The sequence below is a fragment of the Amycolatopsis sp. NPDC114504 genome (assembly GCF_055633595.1).
In genome coordinates, this window is record NZ_JBVKDU010000002.1 from 725635 (window position 1) to 741809 (window position 16175).

Below are 16175 nucleotides of genomic sequence, written 5' to 3' on the forward strand. Positions count from 1 at the left end.
GTCACTACTACTTCTTCTCCGGTGGGGGCTTCGGGCTCGCCACCGCGGCGGGCGCCTGCGGGTCGAGGCAGAACAGTTCTCGCAACGCGTTCGCGTAGTCGGTGTCGGCCGTCTCGGCGGCCAGTTGCTTGACCCGCACCGTCGGCGCGTGCAGCAGCTTGTCGACCACCCGGCGGACCGTGCGGCCGACCTCTTCGCGGACGGCGCCGTCGAGGTCGGGCAGCCGGTGGTCCAGCCGCAGCAGCTCGGCGTCGACGACCTCGGCCGCGCGGCGGCGCAACGCCGTCACCGTCGGGGTCACCTCGGCGCTGCGCTGCCCGGCGAGGTAGTCGCGCACCTCGTCGAGGACGATCCCGGTCGCCTTGGCCGTCTGGCGCTCGGTGGTCGGGGTGCCGGCTTCGCGCATCCGGCGCTGGATGGTGGCCAGGTCGACGACCCGCACGCCGGCCAGCTCGCCGACCGCCGGGTCGACGTCGCGGGGCAGGCCGAGGTCGCAGACGACCAGGTCGCGGTTGCCGCGCGGCAGCACCTGCGCCGGGCCGAAGACGGCATCCTGCGCGCCGGTGCAGCAGATCACGATGTCGGCGTCGCGCACGGCGTCGGCGACGTGGGACAGCGGGACCGCGCGGGCGGGGACGCCCTGCTCGGTGACGTTCGCGGCGAGGCGGCGGGCGCGGGCGTCGGTGCGGTTGGCGACGGTGATCTCGCCGATCCCGGCCTTGCGCAGCTGCGACGCGCTCAGCGCGCCCATCGAACCGGCGCCGACGATGACGGCGTGCTTGCCGGCGATGTCCCCGGCCGCGGCGAGGGCCTCGGAGACGACCGACGCGCCGAGCTGGTCGAGCCCGGTCTCGGTGTGCACGCGCTTGCCGACGCGCAGCGTGGTCTGGATGAGCTCGTGCAGCGTGCGGCCGACGGTGCCGGCCTCGCGCGCGGTGGCGTAGGCGGACCGGATCTGGCCGAGGATCTGCGTCTCGCCGACGACCATCGAGTCCAGGCCCGAGGTGACGGAGAACAGGTGCTCGACGGCGGCACCGGCGTAGTGGACGTACAGGCTGTCGTACAGCTCGGCGGCTTCCATCCCGGCTTGGCGGGAGAGCACGTCGGTGACGTCGTTGAGACCGCCGTGGAACGCCTCGACGACCGCGTAGACCTCGATGCGGTTGCAGGTCGAGACGAGCATGACCTCGCTGATGTGCTCGGCCTGCTGCAGCTCGTCGAGGATCTTGCCGATCTCCGGTGCGGGGACCGCGACGCGCTCGAGCGTGCTCAGCTCCGCACTCCGATGCGAGAGACCGACCGCCAACACGCTCATGAGCGCACCACCATTTCCCGTCCGCCGTCCGGGCCCGAACCGTTCCGGCCGCCCTTCCCATTCTCGGACGGCAGGCCTGTCCCGGGTAATCCGGAATTGCCCTGATTGCCGGCGGCGTCATCCGCGCGGCGGGCTACATGGAACGAGAGTATCTGCAGCTCGACGGCCAAATCCACTTTGCGGACCTCGATGTGAGCAGGAACCTGCAGCACGACCGGGGCGAAGTTGAGGATGCACTGGACACCGCCCGCGACCAGGCGGTCACACACCGATTGCGCGGCGGTCGGCGGCGTGGCGATCACGCCGATGGAGATGCCGCGCTCGGCGCAGACCCGCGGGATGTCGTCCATGTGCGACACCGGGAGGCCGCCGACCGGCACGCCGATCAGGTCCGCGTCCAGGTCGAACAGCGCTTCGACCGGGAACCCGCGCCCCGGGAAGCCACCGTAGTTGGCCAGCGCGTGACCCAGGTTTCCGATCCCGACCACGGCCACTTTGTGCTGCCGGGTCAGGCCGAGGATGCGCTCGATCTGGCTGACCAGGACGCTGACTTCGTAGCCGACGCCGCGGGTGCCGTACGAGCCGAGGTACGACAGGTCTTTGCGCAATTTGGCGGAATTGACGCCGGCGGCTTGCGAGAGTTCCTCGCTCGAAACGGTCGTCGCGCCCTGCTCGGACATTCCGGACAGGACGCGGAGGTAGACGGCGAGACGGGCCACCGCGGCCTCGGGGATCTGCTTCGCCCGGACGGCCTCGGGGGCATCCCCGGTGGGGCCGCGGCCGTTGCCCGCGGCGGGCACGGCGGGGATTTCGGCGGTCGGCGCGTTGTCGGCGTCCGGGGTGTCCCGGCGGCGCGCCCGGCGCGGCGCCCGGCCCGGGGAGTCCGCGTCGTCGCGCCGCCCCCGCTGTGTCACCACGCCGTCGTCTCCTGCCCGCTGTGCACCCGGCGGCCATCGCCACGGCCTTGCCGAACTGTGTCTTGACCCAGGGCGCGGGGTCCGGTTCGATGCGGACCGCCCGGGGGCGATGGTCCTACGGTAGACCACTTGTGAACGCGCGCACAAAGTCACTGGTCGGAGGCGGTTCCGGGGGCCGCGCGATCATGACACCGCGTCAGAATCCTTGTCCGCCAGGCACTTCCGGGGGTTCGCGGGTGCCGGGGGTGATCGGGAGCCCGTCGTCGCGACGCGGCGAGCGGCCCGCCGGGCGCGCCGAACGGCTCCGGCGCGCCAGTCACCCTCAGTGGGCGTCGAGGGTCACCGAGTGCCAGCCGGTGGCACCGTCGGGGACCGGGTCCGCGCGGTTCTCCGTCTGCGTGTAGCCGTCCTGGTCGGTCGCCCGGACGGACGCCTGGTGCGTCCCCTTCGGCACGTCCAGCTCGACCCACCACATGCGCCAGGTGTCCTTGCTCACCTCGGCCGAGAGCACCGCCGGCTGCCACGGGCCCTGGTCCAGCCGTACCTCGACCTTCGCGATGCCGGTGTGCTGCGCCCACGCCGTGCCGGCCAGCCGGACCTTGCCCGCGGTGACGCCGGCGAAGCCGCTCGGAGTGTCGATCCGGGACTCCGTCTTGATCGGCGCCTGCTCGGCCCAGCCGCGGCTGAGCCAGTACGCCTGCCGGGCGTCCCACTTCGTGAATTCGAGGGATTCGACCCACTTCGTCGCGGAGACGTAGCCGTAGAGACCCGGGATGACGAGCCGCGCCGGGAAGCCGTGCTCGACCGGCAGCGGCTCGCCGTTCATGCCGATCGCCAGCATCGCGCCGCGCTGCGGGTCGAGCGCGACGTTCGCCGGGGTGCCGCACGTCCAGCCGTCGACGCTGGTGGCGAACATCTGCTCGGCGCCGGTCTGCACGCCGGCTTCGTCGAGCAGGTCGACGAGGTCGACGCCGAGCCAGGTCGCGTTCGAGATCAGCGGGCCGCCGACCTCGTTGGAGACGCAGGTGAGCGTGACGCGGCGCTCGACCAGCGGCCGGTTGCGGATGTCGGCGTAGGAGAAGGTGACCTCCTTGTCGACCATGCCGTGGATCTTGAGGCTCCAGTCCTCGGTGCGGATCTGCGGGACGACCAGCGCGGTGTCGATGCGGTAGAAGTCGCCGTTCGGGGTGAGGAACGGCGGCGAGCCCAGCTTCGCGAAGTCGGCGTCCGCGGGCAGCGGCGGCGCGGTGCGGGCGGGTACGAGTGGCCCGACGGCGGCCCGGGAGTCCTCGGCGTTCGAGCTGGTCCCGGCCACCTGGCCGACGACGGCGGCGATCCCCGAACCCGCGGCGACGCCGACCCCGGCGCGCAGGAACTTCCGGCGGCCGAAGCCCCGGTCGTGCACGACGTCCACGGGCAGCGCGATCCGGTGCAGCTGGGTGAACACGACGAGCCCGGCGACGAGGGCGGCGACCGGCGCGAGCAGCGAGACCTGCCCGAGGTCGCTGCGCGCGTAGACGGCGGCGACCCCGGCGGCGCCGAGCAGGAAGACGAGGACCTGCCCGGCCCGCGGCGTCCGGCGCGAGAGCTGGCCCGCGAGCAGCGCGAACAGGACGAGGACGACGGCGAGCCCGATCTTGAGGACCGGCTTGTCCCAGGTGCCCAGCGTCCGCTCGGCCCACTTCACGATCCCGGTCGGGCTGTGGTCGATGACGTAGTTGGCGACCGCGATGAACGGCGAAGCGGTGTAGCCGACGAAGCCCGCGACGAGGTGCCCGACCCCGAGGGCCGCGGCCAGCGCGAGAAGCCCGATGAGGGTGGCGACGGGCAGCGAAAGCCGCCTCGGCGCTTCGGGCGGCGCTTCCTGCAGAGTGCTCACGCCTCCATCTTCGGAGCACTCGCTCCGGAAGGCTGCCCGATCCCCCTTACGAGCGTGTTACGGCTTCCGGGAGGCCGGACACGACGGGCGAAAGCGCCCGCGTCAGGCCAGCGCCTTCCGCAGCCGGTCCTCTTCCACGCGCCAGTACCCGTGCTCGGCGCCGTCGACCAGGATCACCGGGACGCGGTCGCCGTACTCCGCGCGCCACTCCGGGTCCGTGTCGACGTCCTCCGTCTTCCACGCGGCTCCGAGCTCGCCGCAGATCCGGGCGACGTCCGCCTCCGCGACCTCGCAGAGGTGGCAGCCGGCCCGGCTCATCACCGTCACTTCGTGCGCCATGCCGTCAGTACTACCGCAACCGCACGCGGCGCAGCTTGCCGGTGGCCGAGTGCGGCAGCGACTCGGCGAACTCCACCGCGTGCGGCACCTTGTACCCCGCGAGGTGGGCCGCGCAGTGGTCGACGACCTGCTGTTCGGACAGCGACGCCCCCGCCACCGGCACCACGAACGCCTTCACCGCTTCGCCGCTTCGCTCGTCCACGACGCCGACGACGGCGGCCTCGGCCACCTCCGGCAGCTGCCCGATGACCGACTCGACCTCGTTCGGGAAGACGTTGAAGCCGTTGACGATGATCAGGTCGTTGGCCCGGTCGACCAGGTGCAGGTCGCCGTCGACGTCGAGGTAGCCGACGTCGCCGGTGCGGAACCAGCCCTCGTCGTCCGGCCCGTGGCCGCCGTCGGGCCAGTAGCCGGAGAAGAGGTTCGCGCCGCGGATCGACACCAGCCCCGTCTCGCCTTCGGCCTCGAAGACGTCGTCGACGTCGTCCGGGTCCAGCGGCACGGCCTGGTCGGTGCCGTCGCTGTCGACCAGCCGCAGCTCGATCCCGGGCAGCGGGCGCCCGACCGAACCGGGCTTCGGGTAGCCGGTGACCAGCGTCGACGTCACCACCGGCGCGCACTCGGTGAGCCCGTAGCCCTCGTAGACGTCGACGCCGGTGGCCTCGCGGATCGCGCCCAGCACCTTCGGGTGCAGCGGCGCGGCGCCCGACGTCATCCGCCGGACGGTCGCCAGCCCCCGGCTCAGCTCTTCGGAGCCGAGCGCGGCGAACTCCGAGTACATGGTCGGGACGCCGGTGATCGTCGTGACGCCGTGTTCGGCGCAGTCGTCCAGCGTGCGCTGCGCCTCGAAACGCTCCGACAGGATCGCCGTCGCGCCCACGGACACCGCCTGCAGCAGGCCGGGCCCGAGGCCGTAGACGTGGAAGAGCGGGATGGTGATCAGCACGCGGTCGTCGTGGGTGAGGACGCCTTCGACGCCGCTCAGCTGCTCCAGGTTCGCCAGCAGCGCGCGGTGCGAGAGCATCACGCCGCGCGGCGGGCCGGTGGTGCCCGACGTGTACGAGACGACGGCGATGTCCTCGCCGGAGCCGTCCCGGCCGGCTTCGGCGGGGTCGGCTGCTCCATCCGGGTCGGATTCCGGAGTGAGCCCGCTCACGCCGTCCGGGAGCGCCTCTTCGGCGTCGCGCGTGATGACAACCTTGGCACCGCTGTGCTCGAGCAGCTTCTCGAGCTCGGGCCCCGGCGCCTGCGGCGACAGCGGCACGACGACCGCCCCGGCCCGCAGCGCGCCGAACAGGGCGACCACGAAGTCCACCGACGTCGGCAGCCTCAGCGCGACGCGGTCGCCGGGCTCGACACCCGCGTCCGCCAGCCGCCTGGCCTGGGCCTGCGCGGCCGCCTCGACCTGGCGGTACGTCAGTCCGCGCCCGGTGCCCGTCTCCTGCACGGCCGGGTGGTCCGGCCACGTGGCCGCAGCCCGCGTGAGCAGCCCGCCGACCCCCGCCTGCGTCCCCTCTGGAGCACTCACCCGCGGTCCACCTCTCCTCGCCCGGACCAAACCGTTGCAAGTCTGTCATTCGGAGCGACGTCATGGGTGCTGACCGCGAGCGTCGCGTTTCTGCAACCCCGGAGCCACTACCTACTTCGCGGTAACTACACGTATGCTGCACTGCGTCGTGGGGTGTTGTTGATCACCGCCATGACCGGAGAGAGGGAGTCGCCGTGACGAACTTGCCTGCCCACGAGGTCGTGGGGCATGCGAGCCGGCAGGCCCCTGCTCGCCGGGGTTCCGGGGGTACCGTGGCCCAGCACTGGGCCGAAGCCGCCGCCGGAGGTGCCGCCCGATGACCGTGCCGACCGCCGTGAGCCGCGGGCCCGTCTTCATGTTCGCCGAGCGCGTCTTCGGCCGCTCGACGTCCGTGCCGATGAGCAGGCAAGCGGTCGACGAGGAGCGCGCCGAGGCGGCCAAGGCCGAGGCCTGGGACCTGGTGCGCGCCGCGCAGGACGGCGACTCGTCCGCGTTCGGCCGGCTCTACGACCGCTACGTCGACGTCGTCTACCGGTACGTGCTCTTCCGGCTGGGCGACCGCGACCTGGCCGAGGACGTCACCAGCGAGACGTTCCTGCGCGCGCTGCGCCGGATCACGTCGGTGAGCTACCAGGGACGTGACGTCGGCGCCTGGTTCGTCACCATCGCCCGCAACCTCGTGCTCGACCACGTGAAGTCGAGCCGGTTCCGCCTCGAGGTCGTCACCGACGAGGTGACCGAACCGGGTTCGGCGCCCTTCAGCGTCGGCGCGAGCGTCCAGGCGGGTCCGGAGCAGGAGGCGATCAGCCGCGCGACCCGCACCGAGCTGCTGCGCTGCGTCGCCGAACTGGGCGATGACCAGCGGGAATGCATCATTCTGCGGTTCCTGCAGGGCCTGTCGGTGGCCGAGACGGCCGAGATCATGAACCGCAACGAGGGCGCGATCAAGGCGCTCCAGCACCGCGCGGTACGCCGTTTGGCACAACTTCTGCCCACCGGATTGCGCTGATCCCGCGAACTTTTCGGCCCGTCGACCGAAACCGGTAACCCTGACGCCTTCTGGATCGTTACTCCTGCCAGACCGGTGTCAGGACCGGCCAAGGCCCGAGATGGAGCAGCGCAGTGAGGTTTGCGCGTGAGCGAGCCGACGTAGAGCGGTTCGCGCGTGCCCTGGAGCCGTCCCCGGTACGCCGGGACGGCGAGTTCGCCGACGAGCTGGCCCTCGTCGGTGCGCTGCGCGAGCTCGGTGCGGCCGGGGCCCCGGACCTGGAAACCCGGCAGCGGATCCGCGCGGAGATCGCGGGCCGCTTGGAGACGGCGGCGGCCACCCCGCGTCGGAGGTGGCGGCCGCGGACCGCCGACCTGGTGGCCGCCGCGCTCTTCCTCTTCCTCGTCCTCTCCGGCTTGGCCTTGGTGCTCTCGCGCAGCGCGTTGCCGGGCGACGCGCTGTACGGCGTCAAGCGGGCCGGCGAGTCGACGGCGCTGGGCCTGACGTTCGGTGACCAGGCGAAGGCGAACAAGCACCTCGAGTTCGCCACCAACCGCGTCACCGAGCTCGGCGAGCTCGCCGAGAAGGGCGCGAGCGAGGCCGCCTACCGGACGGCGTACGACGACTTCGCGGCCGACCTCCGCGCCGGCGTCGCCCAGATGGCCGCGGTGGCGACCAGCGACAGCGGCGGCACGCAGGCACTGTCCGACGTCCGGCTGTGGGCGCGGAACCAGGCGGCGCGGCTCGCGGCTCAGCAGCCCGCCCTCCCCGCCGACGCCGCGACGGTGTTCGGCGACGTGCGCGACCTGCTCGGCAAGGTCCAGGAGCGCACGAGCGGGCTGGTCGAGCGGATGAACTGCTACCAGATCACCACCGGCACGTCCGACGACCTCGGCCCGCTCCCGGCGACCGGCGAGTGCACCCAGCGGCCGGCCCCCTCGTCCGGCGGCGAACCGACGTCGGCGTCGACCGCGCCCTCGGTGGAGAGCACCTCGCCGACGCCGACCGGCACCGAGCTGCCGCCGTCGGACGCGACCGCGACGCCGGGCTCGCCCCAGCCGACCGGCGGGGTGACGCCGCCGCCGGTGTACGGCCAGGTTCCGACGACCACGCAGCGGCCCCCGGTGACGTCGACCACGCAGCCGCCGCCGCTGATTTCGATCCCGCCGCTGCTCCCCGGTCTGCCGCCGATCGTGATCGGCTGAGGTCCGGGCCACACCTGCGACGGGCCGGTGGGCGGCTCGCTACGCTGTGCGAAGGACCGGGAGACGTGGCCGGACGTGGGCAGACGTGGAGGCGGTGTGCGTGTCAGCTTGGCGTGGCAGGGATAAGAGTCAGGAGCTGGAACGGCTCGCCACGATCGCGGGCGAGGCGTCGGCCGAGGCCGCCCACGCCCGCGTGGTCGCCGAGCCTCCCGCCCCGCCCGCGCCGCCGGACCTGACCGCGGCCGCGTTCTTCGACGTCGACAACACCATGATGATGGGCGCGTCGATCTTCTACTTCGCCCGCGGGCTCGCGGCGCGGAAGTTCTTCACGTCGTCGGACCTGGCCGGGTTCGTCTGGGGCCAGATCAAGTTCCGCCTCGGCGGCCGTGAGAACAAGGAAGACATCAAGACCCACCGCGAGCGCGCTCTGTCCTTTGTGGCCGGTCGCACGGTGGCGGAGCTGACGTCGATCAGCGAAGAGATCTACGACGAGCTGATGGCGGACAAGATCTGGTCCGGTACGCGCGCGCTCGCCCAGATGCACCTGGACGCGGGCCAGCGGGTCTGGCTGGTGACGGCGACCCCGATCGAGCTGGCGGCGATCATCTCGCGCCGCCTCGGGCTGACGGGCGCGTTGGGCACGGTGGCGGAAACCCGCGACGGCGTCTACACAGGACGCCTGGTGGGCGACCTCCTGCACGGCCGCGCGAAGGCGCACGCGGTGCGCGCGCTGGCGTCCCGCGAGGGCCTGAACCTCAAGCGCTGCACGGCTTATTCGGACTCGGCGAACGACATCCCGATGCTGTCGGCGGTGGGCACCGCGGTGGCGGTCAACCCGGACGGCGGCCTCCGTGACGTGGCCCGGGCGCGCGGCTGGGAGATCCGCGACTTCCGGACCGGCCGCAAGGCGGCGAAGATCGGCGTGCCGTCGGTGCTGGGCGCGGGCGCGCTGGCCGGCGCGGTGGCGGCCGGGATGGCCTACCGCCGCCGCTGACCGCCGGTTCCGGAGCGGTCAGCCGCTGTGCCCCGTGTCGTCCGTTCAATCACGCGTGTCGACTCGGGGCGACGACACGGAGCGGTCAGCCGCGGAAGATCGACTTCCGCTGCGAAAGGCGCTGGTACAGCGTCTGCTGGATCGACTCGCGCACCTGGTCCGTCAGCTGGAACACCAGCATCGGGTCGTCCACCGCCTCCGGGCCGTACGAGTCCGTCGCGATCGGCTCGCCGAACTCGATGGTCCACTTCGTCGGCAGCGGGATCGCGCCCAGCGCGCCGAACAGCGGGAAGAGCGGCGTCACCGGGAAGTACGGCAGCCCGAACATGCGCGCCAGGATCTTGATGTCGCCCAGCTTCGGGTAGATCTCCTCCGCGCCGATCACCGACACCGGGATGATCGGGACACCCGCGCGCAGCGCCGCGGACACGAAGCCGCCGCGGCCGAAACGCTGCAGCTTGTAGCGCGACGAGAACGGCTTTCCGACGCCCTTGAAGCCTTCCGGCCACACGCCGACCAGCTCACCGTTGCCCAGGAGGCGTTCCGCGTCCGCGTTGCAGGCCAGCGTCTGGCCGGACTTCCGGGCGAACGAGCCCACCAGCGGCAGCTGGAACACCAGGTCGGCGCCGAGGCCGCGCAGGTGCCGGCCGCCGGTCTCGTCGTGGACCGCCACCGCCGTCATCAGCGAGTCCAGCGGCACCGTGCCCGAGTGGTTCGACACGAGGAGCGCGCCACCCGACGCCGGGAGGTTCTCGACGCCGAACGTGTCGACGCGGAACCACTTCTTGTACAGCGCGCGCAGCGGCGGCAGGAAGACCGCGTCGGTCAGCTCGGCGTCGAACCCGAACTCGTCGACCGTGTAGTCGCCGGTCAGCCGGTCGCGGATGAAGCCGAGCGCCGAGCGCGCGGCGGCCGAAAGGGGTTCTTCGGGGGCCGGCTGGTCCGCGCCGGGGAAGGCGACCACCGGCGCGTCGCGGGCGGCTTCGTCCTCACGGAGATCGCGTTCCGCGGTCAGAGCGTCCGGTTTCTCCCGGCCCGGTCCGTGCAGGGGGATGACCTGCGCCTCGGCACCGCCCACCGTTCCCGCCTCGCTTCCCAAGTCGTCGAAGTCGTGCGGCCTGCTCATCGGCTCTGCCCAGTCGCCGCGGCGACGAGCACCTTGCCTGCCAGGCCCGCCAGCTTGCCGCCGTCGAGCACCGGCCGGAGCCCGCGTCCGACGATGTAGTCGTCGAACGCCTCACGCGTGGTCCACCGCGGGGTGTACCCGAACTCGGTCTTCAGCTTGGTGATGTCGACGACCCGGCCGAAGTTCAGCAACCGGACCTGGTCGGCGGAGAAGTCGACCACGCGGGCGCCGCGCAGCACTTTCCCGACCGACGGCACCACCGTCCGCGGCATCGGCAGCTCGACCCGGCCCGCTCGCCGGATCGCCTGCGAAAGGGTGAGTACCCCTTCGGAGCCGACGTTGAACACGCCGGGTTTGTCGTTCAGGGACGCGCGTTCCAGCACCGCCAGCGCGTCCGAAGAGTGCAGCAGCTGGATGCGGGCGTCGTAACCGAAAACGGTCGGCACGACCGGGAGCGCGAAGTAGCGCGAAAGGACAGTGTCGGTCGACGGCCCGATGATGTTGGCGAAGCGGAACAGCGTCGTGGTGATGTCGGGACGGCGCCGGACCAGGCCGCGCACGTACCCCTCCATCTCGACGGCGTCCTTCGCGTACCCGCTGGACGACGTCGGGATCAGCTCGGAGTCCTCGGTGAACACCGCCTGCGAGCGCGCGCCGGCGCCGTACACCGCCGCCGTCGACTTGACCACCAGCTTGCGGACCAGCGGCGAGCGCTGGCACGCGGCCAGCAGCCGCATGGTGCCGATGACGTTGACTTCCTTGATGGCGGTGCGGCGCCCGGGGCCGGCCGGGTGCGCGGTGCACGACGCGTGCACGACCGTGTCGACCTTCGCGGTGCTGATCACCTTGGCGATCAAGGGGTTCCGGATGTCCGCGCGGACGAATTCCGCGTGGCCCATGCGCTGCAGGACCGTCTTGTCCGGGGCGACCGTGTCGACACCGATGACCCGCTCGAAGTCGGGGTTGTTGCCCAGCCGGGCGAGGAGTTTCCCGCCCAGTTCGCCGGCGACTCCGGTGACGAGCACGATGTTCGACGGCATGCGACTCCCTGCGGCGTAGGGCGTGGTGGGGGTGGACGATCACCCGAAGTGCGCGGGCCTGCACTCACTGGAAGCATCGCGCGGACACCCTTGAGATGTTACCGCTCTTCAGTGGTAGCTCAGGGGTGTCTTACGTGCTATTAACCGCTATCCCCCGTAAAGCGACGAACGCCTCACTCGAACGGGGGGCATCGGCCCACCACATGGACGTGGCCCGTCCAGAGACTGGACGGGCCACGGCTACGCGCGGGTCGATCTACTTGCCGGCCTTACGACGCTGGACGCGCGTACGGCGAAGCAGCTTGCGGTGCTTCTTCTTCGACATGCGCTTGCGGCGCTTCTTGATCACAGAGCCCATGGGCGCTCCTTAGGTCGTCGTCGGTCACGCTGCCCGGCGCAGCGTCCAACGGGTGGAGCGCACAGGCACGAGCGGTTTTCCAGGTTACCCGTCACCCGGGGCGGGCCGGTCGGCGGGCACGTTGTAGCTCTGCCACGGCGTGCCCGTCACCCGGTTCAGCCCACGTCGTAATACGCACCCTGGAGGTACTCGTGCACTGCTTTCTCCGGCACCCGGAACGACTTGCCGACCCTGACGGCGGGCAGCTCACCCGAGTGCACGAGACGGTAGACGGTCATCTTGGAGACCCGCATCAGCGTGGCCACCTCGGCGACCGTCAGGAACTGGACCTGCCCGACAGCCGGCAGATCCTCCTTCTTGTTCGGCGACATGTTTACCGCGTCCTTCGACACGCGTCGCGCCACGAGGCTTCCCCACCTGTGGTACCGACACGCACGTGCTCTATCGAGAGTAGCGGGACTGGTGGGACTAATGCGACGCCTGTCACCGAGATGGGCTCCAACCAGCGCTAACGCACGGGCACCCGCGCGTGCAAGACCTCCGCAATCGCCCATTACGGCGAAATCGGACGCTCGGTAGCCGGCTCGAGCGGCAGCCGGAGGGCGCGAACCGTGAACGAGATGGCGTGGTACCACCCGCAGACGAGCAGGACGTCGAGCGCGCCGTCGTCGCCCACGGCGGCCACGAGGTCCGCCCACGCCGCGTCCGACAGGTCCGAGGTCGCCCGCAGCTCGTCGACGGCCGCGAGCACCGCGCGGTCGTCCGGGGACCAGCAGGCGTCGGCCGGGCCGCCGCTGCCGAGCGAGCGGATCTGCTCGTCGTCGAAGCCGGCCTTGGCCGCGAAGGCCGCGATGTGGACGCCCCATTCGTAGTCGGCGCCGCACAGCGCGGTCGTGCGGTCGATGACCAGCTCGCGCTGCCGGACGGTCAGCGCCGACTGCCGCGAGAAGTAGTAGCGGCCCCAGTCCGCGACCCCGCGGGCCAGGTCAGGACGTCGCGCCCAGACCCGGAACAGCCGAAGGGGCGGCCCGAGCCGCTCGAGGACGTCCGCGGCGTCGGCGTCGAACGGCGGTTCCAGCGGCACGATCCGTGCCTGCTTCGAATTCAGAGGCATGTCGGGCACGCTAACATCGGCGCTTCGGAAAGGAAAGCACGATGACACCACTGCCCGGCCGTCCCGTGCGCGGGTCGTCGACCGGCCGCCCGGTGATGGCGCTGCTCGACCTGCTCGGCCGCCGCTGGACCCTGCGGATCCTCTGGGAGCTGCGCGACGACGCGAAGCCGACGTTCCGCGAGCTGCAGCAGCGCTGCGACGGCGTCTCGTCGAGCGTCCTGGCCACGCGGCTGCGCGAACTGGGCGAAGCGGACCTGGCCGACCACGCCGGCGACGGTTACACCCTCACCGAGCAGGGCCGATCCCTGTTCGAGACGCTGGTGCGGCTCGACGCCTGGGCCGCGGAGTGGCGGCCCCGTCAGCCCTCGTGAGCCTTGCCCAGCTCCTCGGACCGGTCCTTCGCCGCCTCGATGGCCGCCAGCAGCGCCGCCCGGACGCCGTGCTTCTCCAGCTCGCGGATGGCGTTGATGGTCGTGCCGGCCGGCGACGTCACGGCCTCGCGCAGCAGCACCGGGTGCTCGTCCGACTCGGCCAGCATCTTCGCCGCGCCGACGGCCGACTGGATGATCAGCTGCCCGGCGAGCGCCCGCGGCAGGCCGAGCAGGATGCCGGCGTCGATCATGGCCTCGACCAGGTAGAAGAAGTACGCCGGGCCGGACCCGGAGAGCGCTGTGACCGCGTCCTGCTGCCCTTCCGGCACCTCGACGACCTTGCCGACGTGCGAAAGCAGGTCGCGCACGAGGTCGAGGTGGCCGGCGGACGCCCAGCGGCCCGCCGACATCGCGCTCATCGCCTCGTTGACCAGCATCGGCGTGTTCGGCATGACCCGCACCACGGGGACGCCCTCGGCCAGCCGGCGCTCGTAAAGCGAGGTCGGCAGCCCGGCGCACAGCGACACGACCAGCGACGAAGGGCTCAGCAGCGGCGCGAGCTCATCGAGCACGGGGTCGATGTCCTGCGGCTTGACGGCGACGACCAGGACATCAGCCTGCTTGGCGGCTTCCTCGACCTCGACCCCGCGAACGCCGTAGCGCGCGGTCAGCTCCTCGACGCGCGCCGGGTACCGCTCGGTGAAGAGCAGGTCGCCCGGCTCGTGGCCGCCGTGCAGCAGCCCCGAGAGCAACGCCTCGCCGATCTTTCCCGCACCCAGCACCGCGATGACCGTCATGCGCTAAAGCGTGCCAAACGCGCCTCAGCGGCCCGGGGCCGGGCTGCCTGGGTGACATCGCCACCGCCACCGCAGGACCCGAGCCCGCGCGCAGTCGCCCGGGGCCGGGCTGCCGAGCCTGGCAACGCTGACTCCTCCGCGAGTCGGCAGCAGTGCCGCGCCGCGACCGCGGCATCCAAGCCGACCGGCGCCAAGGTCAGCCACTCGGCGCCACGGCGAGTCCGGCCGGCGGCGAATCGAGCGCCCGCCCCGGGGCCCAGCGCACCGCCGAACCGAACCCGCGCTCAGCCACCCGAGCCGGCGCAAGCCGAGCTGCCGGGCCTGGCAACGCCCGCTCCTCCGCGAGCCGGTGGTATCGCCCAGCGCCACCGCGGCGTCCGACCCGCGCTCAGCCGCCCGGAGCCGGGGCCAGGCCGAGCTGCCGGGCCTGGCACACGAGCCGCCCCTGGGAGTCCACCACCGTTGCGTCCGAGTCGAACCAGGACTCGTGCACCGACCTCGACTCCACCACCACCCGCAGCCAGCCCGGGGCCGGGCGGGTGCGGAGCAGGGCCGTCAGCTGGACCGTCGGGGCCCAGCCGATCCTCCCCAGGTTCATCACCACCGGTGGGTTCACGTCGGACGCCAGCAGCGTGAAGTACGGGTCGATCAGGCCGTGGCGCGGCCGGACCCACAGCCGCATCCGGGGCGGCTCGCCCGTGCGCCCCGCGAGGTAACCGGCCGTTGCCGGGTCCAGGCGGACCTCGCAGCCCTTGGCCAGGTTGAACGGGCCCTCGGTGCTCTCGGCCATCGCGAGCGCGCCCGGGGACGGCTCGGCGGGCATCGACGGCACGTCCGTCCACTCCGGGCGCCGCATCGGCAGCCGACCGGTCGTCACGCGCGCCTCGACGCAGCTGCGGCCGCGCTGCTCCAGCCGGACCTCGACGACCGTCGCGCGGCGGCCGACCTTGCGGACGTCCGTGCGCAGCAGCACCGGGCCGAGCGCGGGCGCGTGCAGGAACTCGGCGCTGACGACCAGCGGCTCCGCGTGCGGCTCACCGCGCTCGTGCAGCGCGGCGATCGCCGCCTTGGCCAGCAGGGCCAGCAGGAAACCCCCGTGCGGGTGCGAGCCGATGGCCCATTCCGCACGCAGCACCGCGGTGAAGGTGCCGTCCCCCAGCGACCGCGCCGCACTCGCCGTGTCGAAGGACACGGCGGTGCCGTCCGTTCCGCTCACGAACGCGCCGTACCAATGGAGGAATCCGGAGAGGTGACGATCAACGAGCGCGACGGTTTCACAGTCGGGACTTTACGTGTTCGGTCCCGGTAAATGGACCCGGGAGTAGTCGTGTCCGTGCCCGAAGTGCGCAATTACTGCCCTAGGTGGAAACGCGCGAACAGCAATGCCTCCGCCAGATCACGGACCCGCTGTGCGCCGGTGACGGCGTGCCTGGTGTTGATCTCCAGCACGATCTGCCCGGCGAAACCGCTGCTGACCAGCTTCTCCAGCAGTTCGGCGCAGGGCTGGCCACCGCGGCCGGGTACCAGGTGTTCGTCCTTCGGGAGGCCGGTGCCGTCCGCCAGATGGACGTGTGAGAGGCCTTCGCCCATGCGCTGCGCCAGCGCCAGAGCGTCCATCCGGGCTGCCGCTGTGTGGGACAGGTCGAGCGTGTAGTGCCGGAAACCGACGTCCGTCGGGTCGATCGACGGCCGGAACGCGGAGACCCGTGAATTCTTCGAACCACCCGGTGGGCGCACCTTGAACATGTTCTCGACGGCGATTTCGATGCCACTGGACTCCTCCAGCTCGTCGACGAGATCACCGAACGCGTCGCCGTACCGCCGTTGCCACCGGAATGGCGGATGGACGACGACGGTCCGCGCTCCGAGCTCGGCCGCGGCCTCCACGGACATCCGCAGCCGCACCACGGGATCGGGCGACCAGATCCGCTGGGTGATCAGCAGCGACGGCGAGTGGACGGACAGCACGGGCACCCCGGTCCGGCGCGACCACCGCCGCAGGGCGCTGACGTCCTGGCTGACCGGGTCGGCCCAGACCATGACCTCGACGCCGTCGTACCCGAGCTCGGCGGCGAGCTCGAAGGCGGTCCCGGCCTTGAGGGGCCACACGGACGCCGTGCTGAGCCCGACGGGGACCGGCTTCTCGTCTGTCACGCGCGCCATCCTGCCCGCTCACCGCGGGTGCGCGGAATCGCCGGGCCGGA

General features: G+C 71.8%; 17 protein-coding genes. 4 read left to right on the top strand and 13 right to left on the bottom strand.

Going from position 1 to position 16175, the window contains the following annotated elements; genetic code table 11:
* Positions 1 to 7: 7 nt before the first annotated feature.
* The 5 genes from ACZ7PG_RS15175 to ACZ7PG_RS15195 form a co-directional block, all read right to left on the bottom strand.
* Positions 8 to 1315, bottom strand: a complete 1308-nt coding sequence (locus tag ACZ7PG_RS15175; protein WP_470239658.1) for a glutamyl-tRNA reductase — start codon at positions 1313 to 1315, stop codon at positions 8 to 10.
* Positions 1312 to 2232, bottom strand: coding sequence for a redox-sensing transcriptional repressor Rex (locus ACZ7PG_RS15180; RefSeq protein WP_470239659.1), 921 nt, complete (start codon positions 2230 to 2232; stop codon positions 1312 to 1314). The genes ACZ7PG_RS15175 and ACZ7PG_RS15180 overlap by 4 nt, the downstream gene beginning before the upstream one ends.
* Before the next feature lie 322 nt (positions 2233 to 2554).
* A complete protein-coding gene (locus tag ACZ7PG_RS15185; protein WP_470239660.1) occupies positions 2555 to 4111 on the bottom strand; it encodes a molybdopterin-dependent oxidoreductase in 1557 nt (518 codons plus the stop codon).
* 102 nt (positions 4112 to 4213) lie between these two features.
* Positions 4214 to 4450, bottom strand: coding sequence for a glutaredoxin family protein (locus ACZ7PG_RS15190; protein WP_470239661.1), 237 nt, complete (start codon positions 4448 to 4450; stop codon positions 4214 to 4216).
* A gap of 10 nt (positions 4451 to 4460) precedes the next feature.
* The gene (locus ACZ7PG_RS15195) at positions 4461 to 5978 is read right to left on the bottom strand and encodes an AMP-binding protein (RefSeq protein ID WP_470239662.1); all 1518 of its coding nucleotides are present in this window, start codon (positions 5976 to 5978) and stop codon (positions 4461 to 4463) included.
* Positions 5979 to 6294: 316 nt separating this feature from the next.
* Between ACZ7PG_RS15195 and ACZ7PG_RS15200 the strand changes: the two genes are divergently transcribed.
* The 3 genes from ACZ7PG_RS15200 to ACZ7PG_RS15210 all read left to right on the top strand — a co-directional run bounded on the left by ACZ7PG_RS15200 (position 6295) and on the right by ACZ7PG_RS15210 (position 9165).
* Entirely contained in the window at positions 6295 to 6987 is a 693-nt protein-coding gene (locus ACZ7PG_RS15200; RefSeq protein WP_470239663.1) for a sigma-70 family RNA polymerase sigma factor, read from the top strand.
* Between the two features lie 113 nt (positions 6988 to 7100).
* Positions 7101 to 8171: a DUF5667 domain-containing protein gene (locus ACZ7PG_RS15205; protein ID WP_470239664.1), complete on the top strand. Its 1071-nt coding sequence runs from the start codon at positions 7101 to 7103 to the stop codon at positions 8169 to 8171.
* 100 nt (positions 8172 to 8271) lie between these two features.
* Positions 8272 to 9165, top strand: coding sequence for an HAD family hydrolase (locus ACZ7PG_RS15210; protein ID WP_284748125.1), 894 nt, complete (start codon positions 8272 to 8274; stop codon positions 9163 to 9165).
* Positions 9166 to 9250: 85 nt separating this feature from the next.
* Here the strand turns inward: ACZ7PG_RS15210 and ACZ7PG_RS15215 are convergent, their stop codons facing one another.
* The 5 genes from ACZ7PG_RS15215 to ACZ7PG_RS15235 form a co-directional block, all read right to left on the bottom strand.
* Entirely contained in the window at positions 9251 to 10291 is a 1041-nt protein-coding gene (locus ACZ7PG_RS15215; protein WP_470239665.1) for a lysophospholipid acyltransferase family protein, read from the bottom strand.
* Positions 10288 to 11331: an NAD-dependent epimerase/dehydratase family protein gene (locus ACZ7PG_RS15220; RefSeq protein ID WP_470239666.1), complete on the bottom strand. Its 1044-nt coding sequence runs from the start codon at positions 11329 to 11331 to the stop codon at positions 10288 to 10290. Before ACZ7PG_RS15220 ends, ACZ7PG_RS15215 begins: the two co-directional genes overlap by 4 nt.
* Before the next feature lie 256 nt (positions 11332 to 11587).
* Positions 11588 to 11689 (bottom strand): 30S ribosomal protein bS22, encoded by a 102-nt coding sequence (locus tag ACZ7PG_RS15225; protein WP_007030867.1) that lies wholly within the window; start codon positions 11687 to 11689, stop codon positions 11588 to 11590.
* A 155-nt stretch (positions 11690 to 11844) separates the two neighbouring features.
* On the bottom strand, positions 11845 to 12060 hold the full coding sequence (locus tag ACZ7PG_RS15230; RefSeq protein ID WP_013222402.1) for a helix-turn-helix domain-containing protein: 216 nt from the start codon (positions 12058 to 12060) through the stop codon (positions 11845 to 11847).
* 182 nt (positions 12061 to 12242) lie between these two features.
* On the bottom strand, positions 12243 to 12803 hold the full coding sequence (locus ACZ7PG_RS15235; RefSeq protein ID WP_470239667.1) for a carboxymuconolactone decarboxylase family protein: 561 nt from the start codon (positions 12801 to 12803) through the stop codon (positions 12243 to 12245).
* Between the two features lie 41 nt (positions 12804 to 12844).
* On the opposite strand from ACZ7PG_RS15235, the gene ACZ7PG_RS15240 reads away from it, so the two are divergent.
* Entirely contained in the window at positions 12845 to 13174 is a 330-nt protein-coding gene (locus tag ACZ7PG_RS15240; protein ID WP_470239668.1) for a winged helix-turn-helix transcriptional regulator, read from the top strand.
* Here ACZ7PG_RS15240 and proC read toward each other — a convergent pair.
* From proC to ACZ7PG_RS15255, 3 genes are all read right to left on the bottom strand, one after another.
* Positions 13162 to 13971 (bottom strand): pyrroline-5-carboxylate reductase, encoded by an 810-nt coding sequence (proC, locus tag ACZ7PG_RS15245; RefSeq protein WP_470239669.1) that lies wholly within the window; start codon positions 13969 to 13971, stop codon positions 13162 to 13164. The two genes, ACZ7PG_RS15240 and proC, sit on opposite strands and share 13 nt — an antisense overlap.
* Positions 13972 to 14359: 388 nt before the next feature.
* Positions 14360 to 15187: a thioesterase family protein gene (locus tag ACZ7PG_RS15250; protein WP_470239670.1), complete on the bottom strand. Its 828-nt coding sequence runs from the start codon at positions 15185 to 15187 to the stop codon at positions 14360 to 14362.
* Positions 15188 to 15321: 134 nt separating this feature from the next.
* Positions 15322 to 16134 carry a sugar phosphate isomerase/epimerase family protein gene (locus ACZ7PG_RS15255; RefSeq protein ID WP_470239671.1) on the bottom strand — a complete coding sequence of 271 codons (813 nt, stop codon included), beginning with the start codon at positions 16132 to 16134 and terminating at the stop codon, positions 15322 to 15324.
* Between the last annotated feature and the right edge of the window lie 41 nt (positions 16135 to 16175).